Origin of the sequence: Methylobacterium sp. B1 (assembly GCF_000333255.1) — a bacterium.
GTDB lineage: Bacteria > Pseudomonadota > Alphaproteobacteria > Rhizobiales > Beijerinckiaceae > Methylobacterium > Methylobacterium fujisawaense.
In genome coordinates, this window is the sequence record NZ_BACT01000973.1 from 1 (window position 1) to 12,691 (window position 12,691).

General features: G+C 67.9%; 14 protein-coding genes. 8 read left to right on the plus strand and 6 right to left on the minus strand.

Going from position 1 to position 12,691, the window contains the following annotated elements; genetic code table 11:
• The 4 genes from I53_RS27120 to I53_RS27135 form a co-directional block, all read left to right on the plus strand.
• Window positions 1-217 (plus strand): DUF1214 domain-containing protein (locus I53_RS27120; RefSeq protein WP_043356815.1); only part of this gene is annotated, 217 nt, incomplete at its 5' end.
• Between the two features lie 516 nt (window positions 218-733).
• Entirely contained in the window at window positions 734-1,210 is a 477-nt protein-coding gene (locus I53_RS30670; protein ID WP_051045092.1) for a BLUF domain-containing protein, read from the plus strand.
• A gap of 397 nt (window positions 1,211-1,607) precedes the next feature.
• Window positions 1,608-2,549: a cobalamin B12-binding domain-containing protein gene (locus I53_RS27130; protein ID WP_251982473.1), complete on the plus strand. Its 942-nt coding sequence runs from the start codon at window positions 1,608-1,610 to the stop codon at window positions 2,547-2,549.
• Between the two features lie 445 nt (window positions 2,550-2,994).
• Window positions 2,995-3,384 (plus strand): TIGR02300 family protein, encoded by a 390-nt coding sequence (locus tag I53_RS27135; RefSeq protein ID WP_043356817.1) that lies wholly within the window; start codon window positions 2,995-2,997, stop codon window positions 3,382-3,384.
• Here I53_RS27135 and I53_RS27140 read toward each other — a convergent pair.
• On the minus strand, window positions 3,359-3,712 hold the full coding sequence (locus I53_RS27140; protein WP_043356819.1) for a hypothetical protein: 354 nt from the start codon (window positions 3,710-3,712) through the stop codon (window positions 3,359-3,361). The two genes, I53_RS27135 and I53_RS27140, sit on opposite strands and share 26 nt — an antisense overlap.
• Window positions 3,713-4,047: 335 nt before the next feature.
• Between I53_RS27140 and I53_RS35570 the strand changes: the two genes are divergently transcribed.
• Complete coding sequence (locus I53_RS35570; RefSeq protein WP_244538926.1) at window positions 4,048-4,263, plus strand: hypothetical protein; 216 nt, start codon at window positions 4,048-4,050, stop codon at window positions 4,261-4,263.
• A gap of 144 nt (window positions 4,264-4,407) precedes the next feature.
• On the opposite strand, the gene I53_RS27150 is transcribed toward I53_RS35570, so the two are convergent.
• A complete protein-coding gene (locus I53_RS27150; protein WP_043356824.1) occupies window positions 4,408-4,617 on the minus strand; it encodes a cold-shock protein in 210 nt (69 codons plus the stop codon).
• A gap of 272 nt (window positions 4,618-4,889) precedes the next feature.
• Between I53_RS27150 and I53_RS27155 the strand changes: the two genes are divergently transcribed.
• The gene (locus I53_RS27155; RefSeq protein ID WP_043356826.1) at window positions 4,890-5,168 is read left to right on the plus strand and encodes a hypothetical protein; all 279 of its coding nucleotides are present in this window, start codon (window positions 4,890-4,892) and stop codon (window positions 5,166-5,168) included.
• A 101-nt stretch (window positions 5,169-5,269) separates the two neighbouring features.
• Here I53_RS27155 and I53_RS27160 read toward each other — a convergent pair whose 3' ends face one another.
• The 4 genes from I53_RS27160 to groES all read right to left on the minus strand — a co-directional run bounded on the left by I53_RS27160 (window position 5,270) and on the right by groES (window position 9,777).
• Complete coding sequence (locus I53_RS27160) at window positions 5,270-6,331, minus strand: YihY/virulence factor BrkB family protein (RefSeq protein ID WP_043356828.1); 1,062 nt, start codon at window positions 6,329-6,331, stop codon at window positions 5,270-5,272.
• A gap of 292 nt (window positions 6,332-6,623) precedes the next feature.
• Window positions 6,624-7,439: a transglutaminase family protein gene (locus I53_RS27165; protein WP_043356830.1), complete on the minus strand. Its 816-nt coding sequence runs from the start codon at window positions 7,437-7,439 to the stop codon at window positions 6,624-6,626.
• Between the two features lie 308 nt (window positions 7,440-7,747).
• Window positions 7,748-9,391 carry a chaperonin GroEL gene (gene groL / locus I53_RS27170; RefSeq protein WP_043356831.1) on the minus strand — a complete coding sequence of 548 codons (1,644 nt, stop codon included), beginning with the start codon at window positions 9,389-9,391 and terminating at the stop codon, window positions 7,748-7,750.
• 98 nt (window positions 9,392-9,489) lie between these two features.
• Window positions 9,490-9,777, minus strand: a complete 288-nt coding sequence (gene groES / locus I53_RS27175) for a co-chaperone GroES (protein ID WP_043356833.1) — start codon at window positions 9,775-9,777, stop codon at window positions 9,490-9,492.
• A gap of 348 nt (window positions 9,778-10,125) precedes the next feature.
• On the opposite strand from groES, the gene rsgA reads away from it, so the two are divergent.
• Complete coding sequence (gene rsgA, locus I53_RS27180) at window positions 10,126-11,160, plus strand: ribosome small subunit-dependent GTPase A (protein ID WP_043356834.1); 1,035 nt, start codon at window positions 10,126-10,128, stop codon at window positions 11,158-11,160.
• Between the two features lie 248 nt (window positions 11,161-11,408).
• A complete protein-coding gene (locus tag I53_RS27185; RefSeq protein WP_083936173.1) occupies window positions 11,409-12,380 on the plus strand; it encodes an NAD(P)H-binding protein in 972 nt (323 codons plus the stop codon).
• Window positions 12,381-12,691 lie beyond the last annotated feature (311 nt).

Genomic DNA, 12,691 nt, shown 5'->3' on the forward strand with positions numbered 1-12,691 from the left:
ATTGAGCCCGCGCGACAGCCTCAAGGNCCACCCGGACGGCTCGNTGATCTCCCTCATCCAGCATGAGAGCCCTGGCGCGCAGCGGAGGGCGAACTGGCTACCTGCCCCGGCCGGGCCTTTCATCCTGATGCTCCGCACCTACTGGCCGAAGGACGTCCTCCTGAACGGCTCCTGGGCGCCGCCGCCGGTCACCCGCAGCTCCAGCGCCACGCTCTAGGCCGCACGGCCGGATCCCTGCCCGAGAGGCAGCGCTCCATAAGATCCAATCCGCGAACGTCCGCCTGCGACGGTGACGCAGTCCGTTGCGACCGCCCCGCCGAAGGCCGGCTCCTCACCCCGAGCCGAAGTCGCTTTACCGCAGGCAAACGTCTCCTTTGAGGACGAGACGAACGCGGTCCTGACGGCCGAGATGGGTCGAAACCTGCAGGGCCGCTCAGGGCGAGAGCGGTCCGGCCGCTTTCGGACCGCCAGGCAGGGAAGCCGACGTCGGTTCCGCGCCTGCACACGACCCATGGCAGGCCAATGGCAGGCCCGTGACAGGCCCGCTTCGTCGTCACCGCATCGGCCTGATCGCGGGTGAGCACGCTGATGGCCGGTCGATCCGCAGCACCTTCGGTGTCCGCGTGATGGCCGGGGCGACCAAGCTCAATGCCAAATCCGGTTCGTTGCGCTATCCTGCCGCTGACGCGCCGGGGGGAACGCCCTGCTTGGCATAGACGGAAAGAGCCCGCTCATGTTCGATGAATACGGCATTCCACGCGGCGCTGAGTTGAACGAAGTCCCGCTGCCCGCGCTGTATCATTTCGTCTATTGCAGCCGTGCCGCGGACGGCGTCGACGACGCCGAGGTCGGCCGCATCGTCAAGGCGGCCCAGCTCCACAATCTCGCGCATGGCATCACCGGGGTCCTGGTGTTCGGCAGCGGCGTCTTCTTCCAGTGGATCGAGGGGCCGGCTGCCCAGATACACAAGCTGATCGCGCGCCTGCATGGCGATTCGCGCCATTACGATGTCGTTTCGCTGAGCCAGAGCGAGGAAGAGCGAGAGCGTCTCTATCCGGACTGGGAGATGGAGAAGGTCGAAGCCGAGGACATCCGCATGGTTCTGACGGACGCGCTTGAAAGCGCCGAAGACAAGAGCAACATCGCGGCCCTCAAGCGGATTCTCAAGCAACTCGATTCGGGACCGCTCGATTCGCTGGGACGAAGCTGATCGGGCCAGCCCGTAACATCCAGTCCGGCGCCCGATCGGCGTTGTGGGCCAGGACTTCGATGGGCTCCATTCGACCTCGACCGAGCGTCGCAGAGCATCCCGTTCTCCAGGATCGACCGCGTCGCCGTGGCGAACCTCCATTCCAGTCCCTGCGGCTGCGCGGTTGGGCCCGCGAGCCAGTCCGACCACGCAACGACCCTTCACGGGCAAGGGGGCGCGCGATCGCCTGTCTAAGCCCGAGCCCGACCGTTGTCTCGCCCGCGCGCAAAACTTTGTCTTTCGGCCAAGCCGGGCCGCGTTGTCTTATCCCAGGAAATTTGACTTAGCCTTTACATCCGCGCTGACAACAGTTCTCATGCTGCGCAGCGATCGATAGGCCAGCAAGGCCGCCGACGCTGTGGCGCCGGGGGGGACGATGCAGAATTTCGGTTCGTCCGACCATCTGGGGGGCGACGGTCTCCCGCACGATACCGAACGTGCGACCGAGGCTCGTCGGCTCTATGCGCGCAAGCGTGCCGCCGAGGCCGCACGCGAGCGCTGCCTGGCCCTGGGGCAGGTCGTCCAGACCGAGATCATCCCGCAACTGGTTCTGCGCCATCGCGGTTTGGGGACCGAGGGAGCCATACCCGCCTTCAAACCAGACGCGGGACAGATCGCGGCCTTCACCGATCTCACGCTCGCGACGGACGATGGGGCCGTCATCGAGGCTTTCTCGGCCCTGGTGGCGGCCGGCCACCCTGTCGATCGCCTGTTCCTCGATCTTCTGGCCCCCTCCGCGGCTCTCTTGGGCCGGATGTGGGACGAGGATCTGTGCGACTTCGTCGAGGTCACCACGGGGGTGGCCCGTCTCCAACGGCTCGTCGCGCGTTTCCGAGCCGCGCCGGGGACCGCCTCGCGCGATGATCGGCGTCGTCTGCTCCTGATGGGCGCTCCAGGTGAACAGCACACGTTCGGCGTGCGGATCGTCGAGCAATTCCTGCGTCGGGCAGGCTGGGCCGTGTCGATCGGCCTCTCCTCCAGTCCAGAGGAGATCGCCGCTCTGGTGGCGTCCGAATGGTTCGGCGTCGTCGGTCTGACGCTCAGCAGCGAGACGCGCGTCGACCAGCTCGCCACGGCGATCCGCTCCGTGCGCGATGCGTCGTGCAACCGAGCCATCTGCGTGATGGTCGGAGGACCGATGTTTCTGCAGCAGCCGGACCTCGTCCAACGGGTCGGAGCGGACGCATCCGCGGTGGACGCGGCGACGGCGGTGCTACTCGCGCAACGACTGCTCGATCTTGCGGCCGACGAGGCCGGGACGTCAGGAGCAGACGCGGTTGCGACCGAGTGCGGGGCCTGACACCGGCGCAGGAGAAGCAAGGCCCCATCAGCCTCCCTGCGGCTCTGAGGGGTCAGCCTGCCCCCCGGCATCCGGCCGATCGAGCCTCGGAATCGCTCTGAGGGGACGGGCGCGAGGCGGCCGACTGGGGCGGCCCGAAGACGGTCCCTGTGCCGTCTGGCGAAGGGCCAGGGGCCGCTGACTACCCCGGGGCGACGTTGCCGGGCGGCCTGGGAATGGCGGCGTCCGAGAGCCGACGTTCAAGCGGTCGGTCGGTCGGGCGCGTGTCTGCCTCCTCGCGGGGTCAGCCAGGCCGTCACCGGCAGCGGGACGTCTGCGGGCGGGCAAGCCGCTCCCGGATCCGATCCAGACTCGCGTTGGGCAGGGTGATCCGCCGCCATCTATGATAGACGAGCCGGAGAGTGCGCTGCCCGTCCAGCGTGGAACGTCCTTTTGGAGAGTCGCAGTGGCACGTCCGGACCTTGGTACGAAGCGCATTTGCCCGGTGACGGGCAAGAAGTTCTACGACCTCAACAAGACCCCCGTGATCTCGCCCTACTCGGGCGAGGTCGTCCCCACCTCCGTGTCGCCGTCCTCCGCCCGAGCGGCCGCACCCGTGGTGGCGCGCAAGGAGACGCCGGTCGACGATGAGGAGGAGACGGACGGGCCGGAACTCGTGTCACTGGATGAGGCCGAGGCCGAGGAAGCCGACAAGGACACCGATACCGAGAGCGATGACACGCTCGATATCGAGGACGACGGCGACACGGTCGAGGATGACACCCTCGTGGTCGACGAGGACGACGAGGACACCAGCGACCTGATCGAGGTCAACGACGACGAGGACGATCAGTAGCCGCGCTCAAGCGGATCGCCCGATCCGCCGAACGCTGATCCCTCGCAGGGTCTCGGCGGCCGATCGATCGGGCCGTCGGGCGGCCCATGAGCAGGGCCGATCGCACCGCCATGCGACGGGACGGCTCGTCGCTGTCAGGATCGACCACGGTCGCGGACGCGAAGGCGTGCGCCGCGACGGCCGCAGCCAGATCGAGACTATGGTCCGGCCCGATCGGATGATTCTGCGTCGTCGGTTCCGCGAGGTAGACGTCGATGGCGGCACCGACGTCCTCGATGGCGATGCGCTCGGCGGTTACGAGATCCCAGAGCGTGGCATCGTCCGGCATCGGCGACGTCCCATACCGCGCGCGACAGGCCGCAACGACGTGACAGCGAGGACACCCTGATCATCAAGGAGCCCCAAGGGCAAGGCGGTCGCCGGGGGGGCACCCCACGGAACACCGCGGCTCTCGCACAAGGCCGATCCTGCGGCTCCTGCACGGTCTGCTGTCGAGCCCTGGAGATCAAGGCCCTCGACAAGCCCGCGGGGATCCTGTGCCGCCACAACACCGGCACGGCGTGCGGGATCTACCCCGAGCGCCCGGAGGCCTGCGCCCGCTGGGATTGCCTGTGGCGCAAGATCGGAGCCCTGCCGGATGACCTGAGGCCGGATCGGTCGGGCGTGCTGTTCTCGTTGGAGAGCCGGCCACCGGTCGCAGAGGCTCCCGACGCGGCCTGCATCGTCGGTCGCGCGGTGGACGGGGCGCAAGCCTTCGACCGAGGAGCGGTGGCGGAGGCCTTCGCCATGTTCGTTCGCGAGGGGTCGCTGCCGGTGTGGAAGGCCTCCGACCGGGAGGCCACCCTGGTGAGCCGGGGCGGGGCGGTCCCGGCGCGGTGACATCGGTGGCGAGCGGTCCCGCACAGGTCGTCGCTTCAGCACCGCAAGCCGATACCCGACTCGGCCCGCGATGCTGATGTTAGGCGGATCTGGTCAGCCGATGCCGAACGGCGCGCGCCGGCTGTGATCCCCACGAAGGACGGCTCAGGCGCCCTTCAGGTTGGCGGCGCTCTCCTTGCCACTGCGCCGGTCGGCTTCGACGTCGTAGGAGATCTTCTGCCCCTCGATCAGGTTGCGCATCCCGGCGCGCTCGACCGCCGAGATGTGGACGAACACGTCCTTGCCGCCGTCGTCGGGCTGGATGAAGCCATAGCCCTTGGTCTCGTTGAACCACTTCACTGTGCCGGTAGCCATAGCGTTAACCCTGGTCGTCGGCGCGCCAACGCGGCACGCCGTGAGCTTCGAACCGGCCGGATCAGCCGACCGTTCCATGCGCGGCACCGATCAGACGGCGTTGAACCGACGACCGCACGAACCGTGACGGCGTTTTCCGGGTTCGCTCCGGCCGCCCATCATCTGGGCTATCATTGCGGCTCAGGGAGGCGCAGGATGCCGGTCGACGGATCGCGTGCCTCGAGCGCCAGCAGCTTGGGGCTGGTGTTCACAACGGGAGCGGGCAGGCGCGAATGGCAGACGTCGTAAGCTTCCCGGCCAGGCGCCATTCGTCCTGTGCGCTCTCGCCGTACCGGGCCTACCGGTTCGCGCCGGATGGGAGCGTCAGGTCGACCATCCCGATCGAGGCCGCCAGCGACGCGGACGCGACGGAACGTGCCCTCTGCCTGAGCGACGGAGACCGCGTCGAACTCTGGTCGCGGGCCCGCTTCATAGCCCATGTGGGACCCCTGGACGGTCCGATCGCCACCTCGATCGCGCTGATTGAGGACGAGCCGTCGCCGGATCCGTGAGCACGGCTTTTCGCGCGTGACGCTCAGCCGGGCGTGAGATCCCGACGCCTGCGACAGGCCCGAGATTCAGGCCGGTCCTCTTGACCGTGCCGGCACCCCATTCAGCCCTCGGTCGGTCCGATGGTGTCGGCCGCATGGGCCTCGCGCGAGCCGAGCGGCTTCGGCTGCCCCCGCGTGCTGTCGCGCGCCGTCTGGCGTTCGATCTCGGCGTTCAACTTGGCCCCCAGAAGCACGATCACGACCGAGAACCAGATCCACGTCATGAACCCGACGCCTGCGCCGAGCGAACCGTAGATCCTGTTGTAGCTGTCGAAGCTGGCCACGTACCAGGAGAACGAGACCGAAGCACAGACCCAGGTGATGGCCGCGGCGACGCCGCCCCAACTCACCCACCGCCACTTGGCCTCGCGCCGGCTGGGTCCGTACCGATACGTCACGGCCAGGCCGAGGCTGACGAGGATCAGCAGCCCCGGCCAGCGCACGAGGCGCAGCGTGACGTCGGTCAGCACACCCAGGCCGAGCTGGTCGAGCGCGAGCGGCAGGATGACGACCAATCCGGTGGCCGTCAGGGCGAACACGATGCCGCTCAACGTGAACAGGAAGGTGGTGGCATAGAAGCGCACCAGCGAACGCTTCTCCCGCTCCCTGTAGATCACATTGAGCGCATCGAAGAGGGCGCTCACGCCCGAGTTCGCACTCCAGAAGGCGATCAACACGCTCACCAGCGAGGCCGTGCTGAGCGCGCCGGCGCTCTGCTGGGCGACGCGTATGAGCTGGTCGGACAGGAGGGCGAGGACGCCGCTCGGCAGGACGCCCGAGAGGAGGCTCAGGTGCTCGCTGATGACGTGCGGGTCGGAGAACAGGCTGTAGACCGACACGATGGTCGCCAAAGCCGGGAAGGTCGACAGAAGGGTGAAGAAGGCGACGCCCCCGGCCGTGGTGAAGATGCGGTCGCGCGGGAAGGAGTACAGGATCCTCCAGAGGACGTCCTTCCACCCCAGGGCCGGGATCTGGGCCGGATCATCCGCGGTTCGCCCGCGACCGGGTTCGCGCGCGCGGCTCCGGGCGCGGCTGAGGCTTCCCGTGTCAGGCCGGCGCGTGCTGACGGAGCGCCAATCCTCGCCCTCGTCCTCGCCCTCGTCGTGGTTCTGGTCCGGGCTCACGAGGGATCCTGCGCAGCGCCTTGACCCGGGCGCACTCTACGTCGTTCCGGCCGGCCGCCAACCGCGTCGGCCGTTGCGCCGCATTGAAGCAGACCTTCGGCGTCAGGCCCATCATCGCCATGCGTCGAGGCCCGCCCGAGGTCCGGCAACGGACACGGAGCGCGCCGGCCGGGAAGCCGGGTCGCCCGCCCGTTCCTGCCTTGTCAGATCGACGGCTGCGCGACGCCGCAGCGCCACCATCCTGCGGTCGATCGGCCGAATCGGCTGTGCTCGGCTTCGATACGGCGCCGGTTCAGGCCGGGCCGGGCGCTTCTTCCGTCGTCACGCGAAACCCGGTGAGATCGTTGGGCCCGAAGGTGAGCGTCAACGGCACGTCCGCGGCGTCGCGCCCATAGGCGATCAGGATCCGGCCGATCCGGGAGCTGTTGTTGCGAGGGTCGAAGGTATGCCAACGGCCACCGAGATACACTTCCATCCAGGCGGCGAAATCACCGGGCGCATGCGGCAGCGGCAGGCCGATGTCGCTGACATAGCCGTTGCAGTAGCGCGTCGGGATGTTGAGGCAGCGGCAGAACGCGATCGCCAAATGCGCATAGTCGCGGCAGACGCCCCGCTGCTCCTCGAAGACATCGAAGGCCGTGCGGGTTGCACGCGCGTGCTCATACCCGAAGGCGATCCGATCATGCACATAGTCGCAGATCGCCTGCACCCGTCCCCAGCCGGGCGGGACATGTCCGAACAGATCCCACGCGATGGCGGAGAGGCGATCCGTCTCGCAGTACCGGCTGCCGAGGAGAAACAGCACGCTGTCCGAAGGCAGCTTCTCGACCGGGATCTCCGGAGCGTCGAGTTCCTGCAGATCCCCGCTGCCGTGGTCCCGCACGACCGTGTCGGTCTTGAGCATGAAGCGCCCCGCCGGAGCGACCATACGGGAGCACCAATTCCCGAAGCTGTCGCGATAGCCCTCCAGGGGAACGGCCGGGCTCGTGATCAGGTAATCGGGCCGTTCGAGGTCAGGGAAGCGCGATGCGTGGACGTTGAGCGTCGCGATGACGGGCGTGGGCTGCGGAAACTCGTAAGTCATCTCGCAGCCGACAAGAATGCGCATGTGCTCTCTCCTCGATGGCAACCGCGAGATCGGCGCGGGTCATGCCGACAGGACGAATCTCGCAGGGCCCTCGTCGGCGCGATCGCCCTGCGAGCCAACGCATCCGTCACGAGGATGAGGCGCCCGGAGCGAACGGCACAAGCTTGCCGGTTTCAGCCCGGCGGGGGCGGCAGCGGTCGATAGCGACAGAAGGTCGGTCCAGCCGGTCGATCCAGCCGGTCGATCCACCCCCTCGTGTTGCGCCGAAGCGCCCTCCGGCGATCCGCCTGTCGGCGTGCCGGAGGGCGCTTCGGACCTGTTTCGGCCGGTTAGAAATCCATGCCGCCCATGCCGCCCATGCCGCCGCCGGCGGGCATGGCCGGGGCCTCCTTGCGCGGCGCCTCGGAGATCATCGCCTCGGTGGTCACCAGCAGGCCGGCGACCGAGGCCGCGCCCTGAATGGCCGCGCGCACCACCTTGGCCGGGTCGACGATGCCGGCCTTGAGCATGTCGACGTACTCTTCGGTCTGGGCGTTGAAGCCGTAGGTCTCCGAGCTGTTGGCCAGGATCTTACCGACCACGATCGAGCCCTCGACGCCCGAGTTCTGGGCGATCTGACGGATCGGGGCCTCAAGGGCCTTGAGGACGATCTTGATGCCGGCCTGGACGTCGGGGTTGTCGTTCGCGAGCCCCTGGACGGCTGCCTTGGCGCGCAGGAGCGCGGTGCCGCCGCCGGGGACGATGCCTTCCTCGACCGCCGCGCGGGTGGCGTGCAGCGCGTCGTCGACGCGGTCCTTCTTCTCCTTGACCTCGACCTCGGTCGAACCGCCGACGCGGATCACCGCGACGCCGCCCGCGAGCTTGGCCAGACGCTCCTGCAGCTTCTCGCGGTCGTAGTCCGAGGTGGTCTCCTCGATCTGCGCCTTGATCTGGCTGATCCGGCCCTCGATGTCGGTCTTCTCGCCGGCGCCGTCGATGATCGTGGTGGTCTCCTTCTCGATCCGCACGCGCTTGGCGCGGCCGAGCATCGGGAGCGTCACGTTCTCGAGCTTGATCCCGAGATCCTCGGCGATCATCTGGCCCTTGGTCAGGATCGCGATGTCCTCGAGCATCGCCTTGCGGCGGTCACCGAAGCCCGGCGCCTTCACGGCCGCGACCTTCAGGCCGCCGCGCAGCTTGTTCACCACCAGGGTGGCGAGCGCCTCGCCCTCGATGTCCTCGGCGATGATCAGGAGCGGCTTGCCGGTCTGGACCACGGCCTCGAGCACCGGCAGCATCGCCTGGAGCGAGGAGAGCTTCTTCTCGTGGATGAGGATGTAGGGATCCTCGAGCTCGGCGACCATCTTCTCCGCATTCGTGATGAAGTACGGGGACAGGTAGCCGCGGTCGAACTGCATGCCTTCGACGACGTCGAGCTCGGTCTCGGCGGTCTTGGCCTCTTCGACCGTGATGACGCCCTCGTTGCCCACCTTCTGCATGGCGTGGGCGATCATCTCGCCGATCTCCTTGTCGCCGTTGGCGGAGATCGTGCCGACCTGGGCGATCTCCTCGGACGAGGCGACCTTGCGGGAGCGCGCGCCGATATCCTTCACGACCGCGGCCACGGCCAGATCGATGCCGCGCTTCAGGTCCATCGGGTTCATGCCGGCGGCGACGTACTTCACGCCCTCCCGGACGATGGAGGCCGCGAGAACGGTCGCGGTCGTCGTGCCGTCACCGGCGGTGTCGCTCGACTTCGAGGCCACTTCGCGCACCATCTGGGCGCCCATGTTCTCGAACTTGTCGACGAGCTCGATCTCCTTGGCGACGGTGACGCCGTCCTTGGTGATGCGCGGGGCGCCGAAGCTCTTCTCGATCACGACGTTGCGGCCCTTCGGGCCCAGCGTCACCTTCACCGCACTGGCGAGCAGTTCGACACCGCGCAGCATCTTCTCGCGGGCATCGACCGAAAAGCGAACGTCTTTGGCGGACATGGGGGAGCACTCGTCATCTGTCGTTTGGCCCTGAGGCGCGCCACAGCGGGCGCCTCGAAGGGCAGATCGTCGTGAGGCTCTGAGCGGCCTGATCCGCGCTAGGCGACGATGCCCAGGATGTCGGATTCCTTCATGATCAGGAGGTCCTGACCGTCGATCTTGACCTCGGTGCCGGACCACTTGCCGAACAGGACGCGGTCGCCGGCCTTCACCTCGAGCGGGTTGATCTTGCCCGCCTCGTCGCGCACGCCCGGTCCAGCGGCGACGACCTCGCCCTCCTGCGGCTTCTCCTTGACCGTATCGGGAATGATGATGCCGCCCTTGGTCTTCTCCTCGCCTTCGATGCGACGGAGGACCACGCGGTCGTGCAGCGGACGGAATTTCATCGTGGTATCCTGATCGTTCCCAAGCGAGATCCAACCGACATGATTGGCGCTGTCGCGGGAAAGGCTACGGCGAGACTGTCATCGCCGCCCGATCGACGCATTGTTAGCACTCACCGAGTGGAAGTGCTAATCTTATGAATGGGCCGGGGACCGGCTCATCCGGGCATTGGCGCGCGCCTTCGCGGCCGCTCCCGATTGACCCGCGCGGCGACACGACCGTCCGCCTCCCGTGGGCATGGCCAAGGGAGACGGCGCAGGGAGACGGCGCAGGGCGACGGTCCTTGCACTCGGCCGGGCATCGACGTGCGCCTGGCGGTGGAGGGCTGGCCAGGCGCAGGATGCCATGTCATGGGCAGGGCGGTGATCGATCATCCCCCTTCCTTCCAGCCCCTGTCGCTTGCAAGCTTGGGCTGGTCCGACTTCTTCGAAGTCCAGCGTGAACCCCACGAGGCCGATCTCGCCCCGATGCGGATCGCGACGCTTCACCGGTCTCGCTTGACCGCCCTGTCGGAGGCCGGATCCGTCGAACTGACGCTCGCGATCCACGCCAGCACGAGCGACTTCACCGTGGGCGATTGGGTTCTCGTCGATCCACGAACCCAGACCGTGCATCGCCGTCTCAGCCGCAGGACGGTCATGGAGCGCCGCACCGAAGGCAGCCGGACCCTTCAGGCCGCTGCGGCCAATGTCGACACGCTGTTCATCGTCACCTCCTGCAACGCCGATTTCAATCCGGCGCGACTGGAGCGCTATCTGGCTCTGGCCAATCAAGGCGGCACAATTCCGGTGATCCTCCTCACCAAGGCCGACACGACAGCCGATCTGGGAACCTACCAGCGCCAAGCGTCCGAGTTGCAGCGCGGGCTCGACGTCGTAACCCTCAACCCCCGTCTCTCCGCGGCTGCAGACGCCCTCGCTCCGTGGTGTGGGCTGGGGCAGACCGTGGCGCTGGTCGGCTCCTCCGGCGTCGGCAAATCGACGCTGGTGAACACGCTGGTCGGTCCCGGTCAGGCCCAGGCCCAGCTGACCGGCGGCATTCGCGAGCACGATGCCAAGGGACGCCATACGACCACGTCGCGTTCGCTGCATGCCATCGCCGACGGCGGCTGGGTCATCGACACGCCGGGGATGCGCACGCTGCATGTCAGCGGCGCCGCGGAAGGGATCGAAACGCTGTTCGCCGAGATCATCGAACGCGCGCCCCTGTGCCGATACCGCGACTGCACCCACACAAGCGAACCCGGGTGCGCCGTGCAGGCTGCCGTCGCGGACGGCAGCCTCGCACCTGAGCGGCTGATCCGTTGGCGCAAGCTGTTCGACGAGAACCGGACCAATACACCGACACCGGCTGGTCCACGCAGCCACCGACGTCCTCGCAGGTAGGCTGCGGCCCTGACTGTCCCGCTGCCGCGAGAGCGGGCGCCGGCGGCGCGCTCCGTGCTATGACGCCGGCATGACGCGCTGACCCTTCGCCCACACCCGTGGCAATCCAGGCTGCGAAGGCGGCCTCCTGTTCGGGTGGATCGATACGGTCTCGTCACAACGACCGGACATGCCGGAACCCTGAGTGGCTGGATAAGGTGAGCGTGACCGGAGACCAATCGGACGCGTTGCGCCCGCGACGCGTCGCCGTGCTCGGTGGCACCGGGACGATCGGGCGCGCGACGGTGCGCGCGCTGGTGTCACGGGGCCATGACGTGGTCTGCTTCGTCAGGCGTCGCGCCGACATCGACGACCCGTCAGGGCCGCCCGCGTGCTCCCGACTGCCTCCGGGCGCGACCGCAAGGGTGGTGGATGTGACCGATCCATCGTCCCTCGCCGAGGCGGGTTTCCGCGCCGAGCCGTTCGACGTCCTGGTCTCGTGTCTCGCCTCGCGCACGGGCTTGCCCGACGACGCCTGGGCGATCGATTATCGCGCGCATGTAAGTGCGTTGCACGCCGGGAAGGCGGCCGGCGTGACCCACGTCATCCTTCTCTCGGCGATCTGCGTCCAGAAGCCGGTCCTGGCGTTCCAGCATGCCAAGCGCGCGTTCGAGGGCGTTCTGGCCGCGTCGGGCCTCGATTACACGATCGTACGACCAACGGCCTTCTTCAAATCACTGTCGGGGCAAATCGATCGTTTGAAACGCGGGAAGTCGTTCCTGATTTTCGGCGACGGCACGCTGACGGCCTGCAAACCGATCAGCGACGACGACTTGGGCACCTACATTGCCGAGTGCCTCGACGACCCGGACCGGCGCAATCGCGTGCTGCCGATCGGCGGCCCGGGCGAAGCCGTGACCCCGAAGGCGCAGGGCGAGCAGCTCTTCGCCTTGCTCGGGCGCGAAGCGCGATTCACGCATGTGCCCGTGGCCCTTCTGGACGTCATCATAGTCACTCTGGCCATGCTCGGACGGCTGGTTCCGACCATGGCAGCCAAGGCCGAACTCGCGCGCATCGGGCGCTACTACGCGACGGAATCCATGCTCGTTCTGGATCCGGTGACGGGGCAATATGATGCGCGCGCCACACCGTCGACCGGCTCTGAAACTCTCTTCGACTATTATGCGCGCGTGATCCGAGGCGAGGCCGTTGCCGAGCGCGGCGACCACGCCGTGTTCTGACGGCGCGCCGTCTGGACGCCCGCAAGCGGGCCGCAGGGCCGCCCAAGCGGGGCGGAAGCCGACGCGCCGACCGGCGTCAGCTTCTCCGCTTCACCCACGTCGAGGCAGCCTGACCATCGTCGGCCGGAACCGGCGGGCGCCGGTGATCGCCTGAGAGCCTTGGTCGGGTGGATTGCGGCCGGCCTGCTCCCGAGCCGGGGGTGGCGCGAACAGGCACGACCGGCGCGTCCTCGCGCGCCTGACCACAGGTCTCCCGGGGCTGCTGCTGCAACCGGGCGTGGGCGGTCGCGGACCACGTTGCCGACCGGTCT

Coding starts and splice junctions, on each gene's coding strand:
- I53_RS27150 (WP_043356824.1), bottom strand. CDS start 4,617: ATGGCTACCGGCACAGTGAAGTGGTTCAACGAGACCAAGGGCTATGGC.
- groL (WP_043356831.1), bottom strand. CDS start 9,391: ATGTCCGCCAAAGACGTTCGCTTTTCGGTCGATGCCCGCGAGAAGATG.
- I53_RS27140 (WP_043356819.1), bottom strand. CDS start 3,712: ATGCCGGACGATGCCACGCTCTGGGATCTCGTAACCGCCGAGCGCATC.
- groES (WP_043356833.1), bottom strand. CDS start 9,777: ATGAAATTCCGTCCGCTGCACGACCGCGTGGTCCTCCGTCGCATCGAA.
- rsgA (WP_043356834.1), top strand. CDS start 10,126: ATGGGCAGGGCGGTGATCGATCATCCCCCTTCCTTCCAGCCCCTGTCG.
- I53_RS30670 (WP_051045092.1), top strand. CDS start 734: ATGTTCGATGAATACGGCATTCCACGCGGCGCTGAGTTGAACGAAGTC.
- I53_RS27165 (WP_043356830.1), bottom strand. CDS start 7,439: ATGCGCATTCTTGTCGGCTGCGAGATGACTTACGAGTTTCCGCAGCCC.
- I53_RS27155 (WP_043356826.1), top strand. CDS start 4,890: ATGGCAGACGTCGTAAGCTTCCCGGCCAGGCGCCATTCGTCCTGTGCG.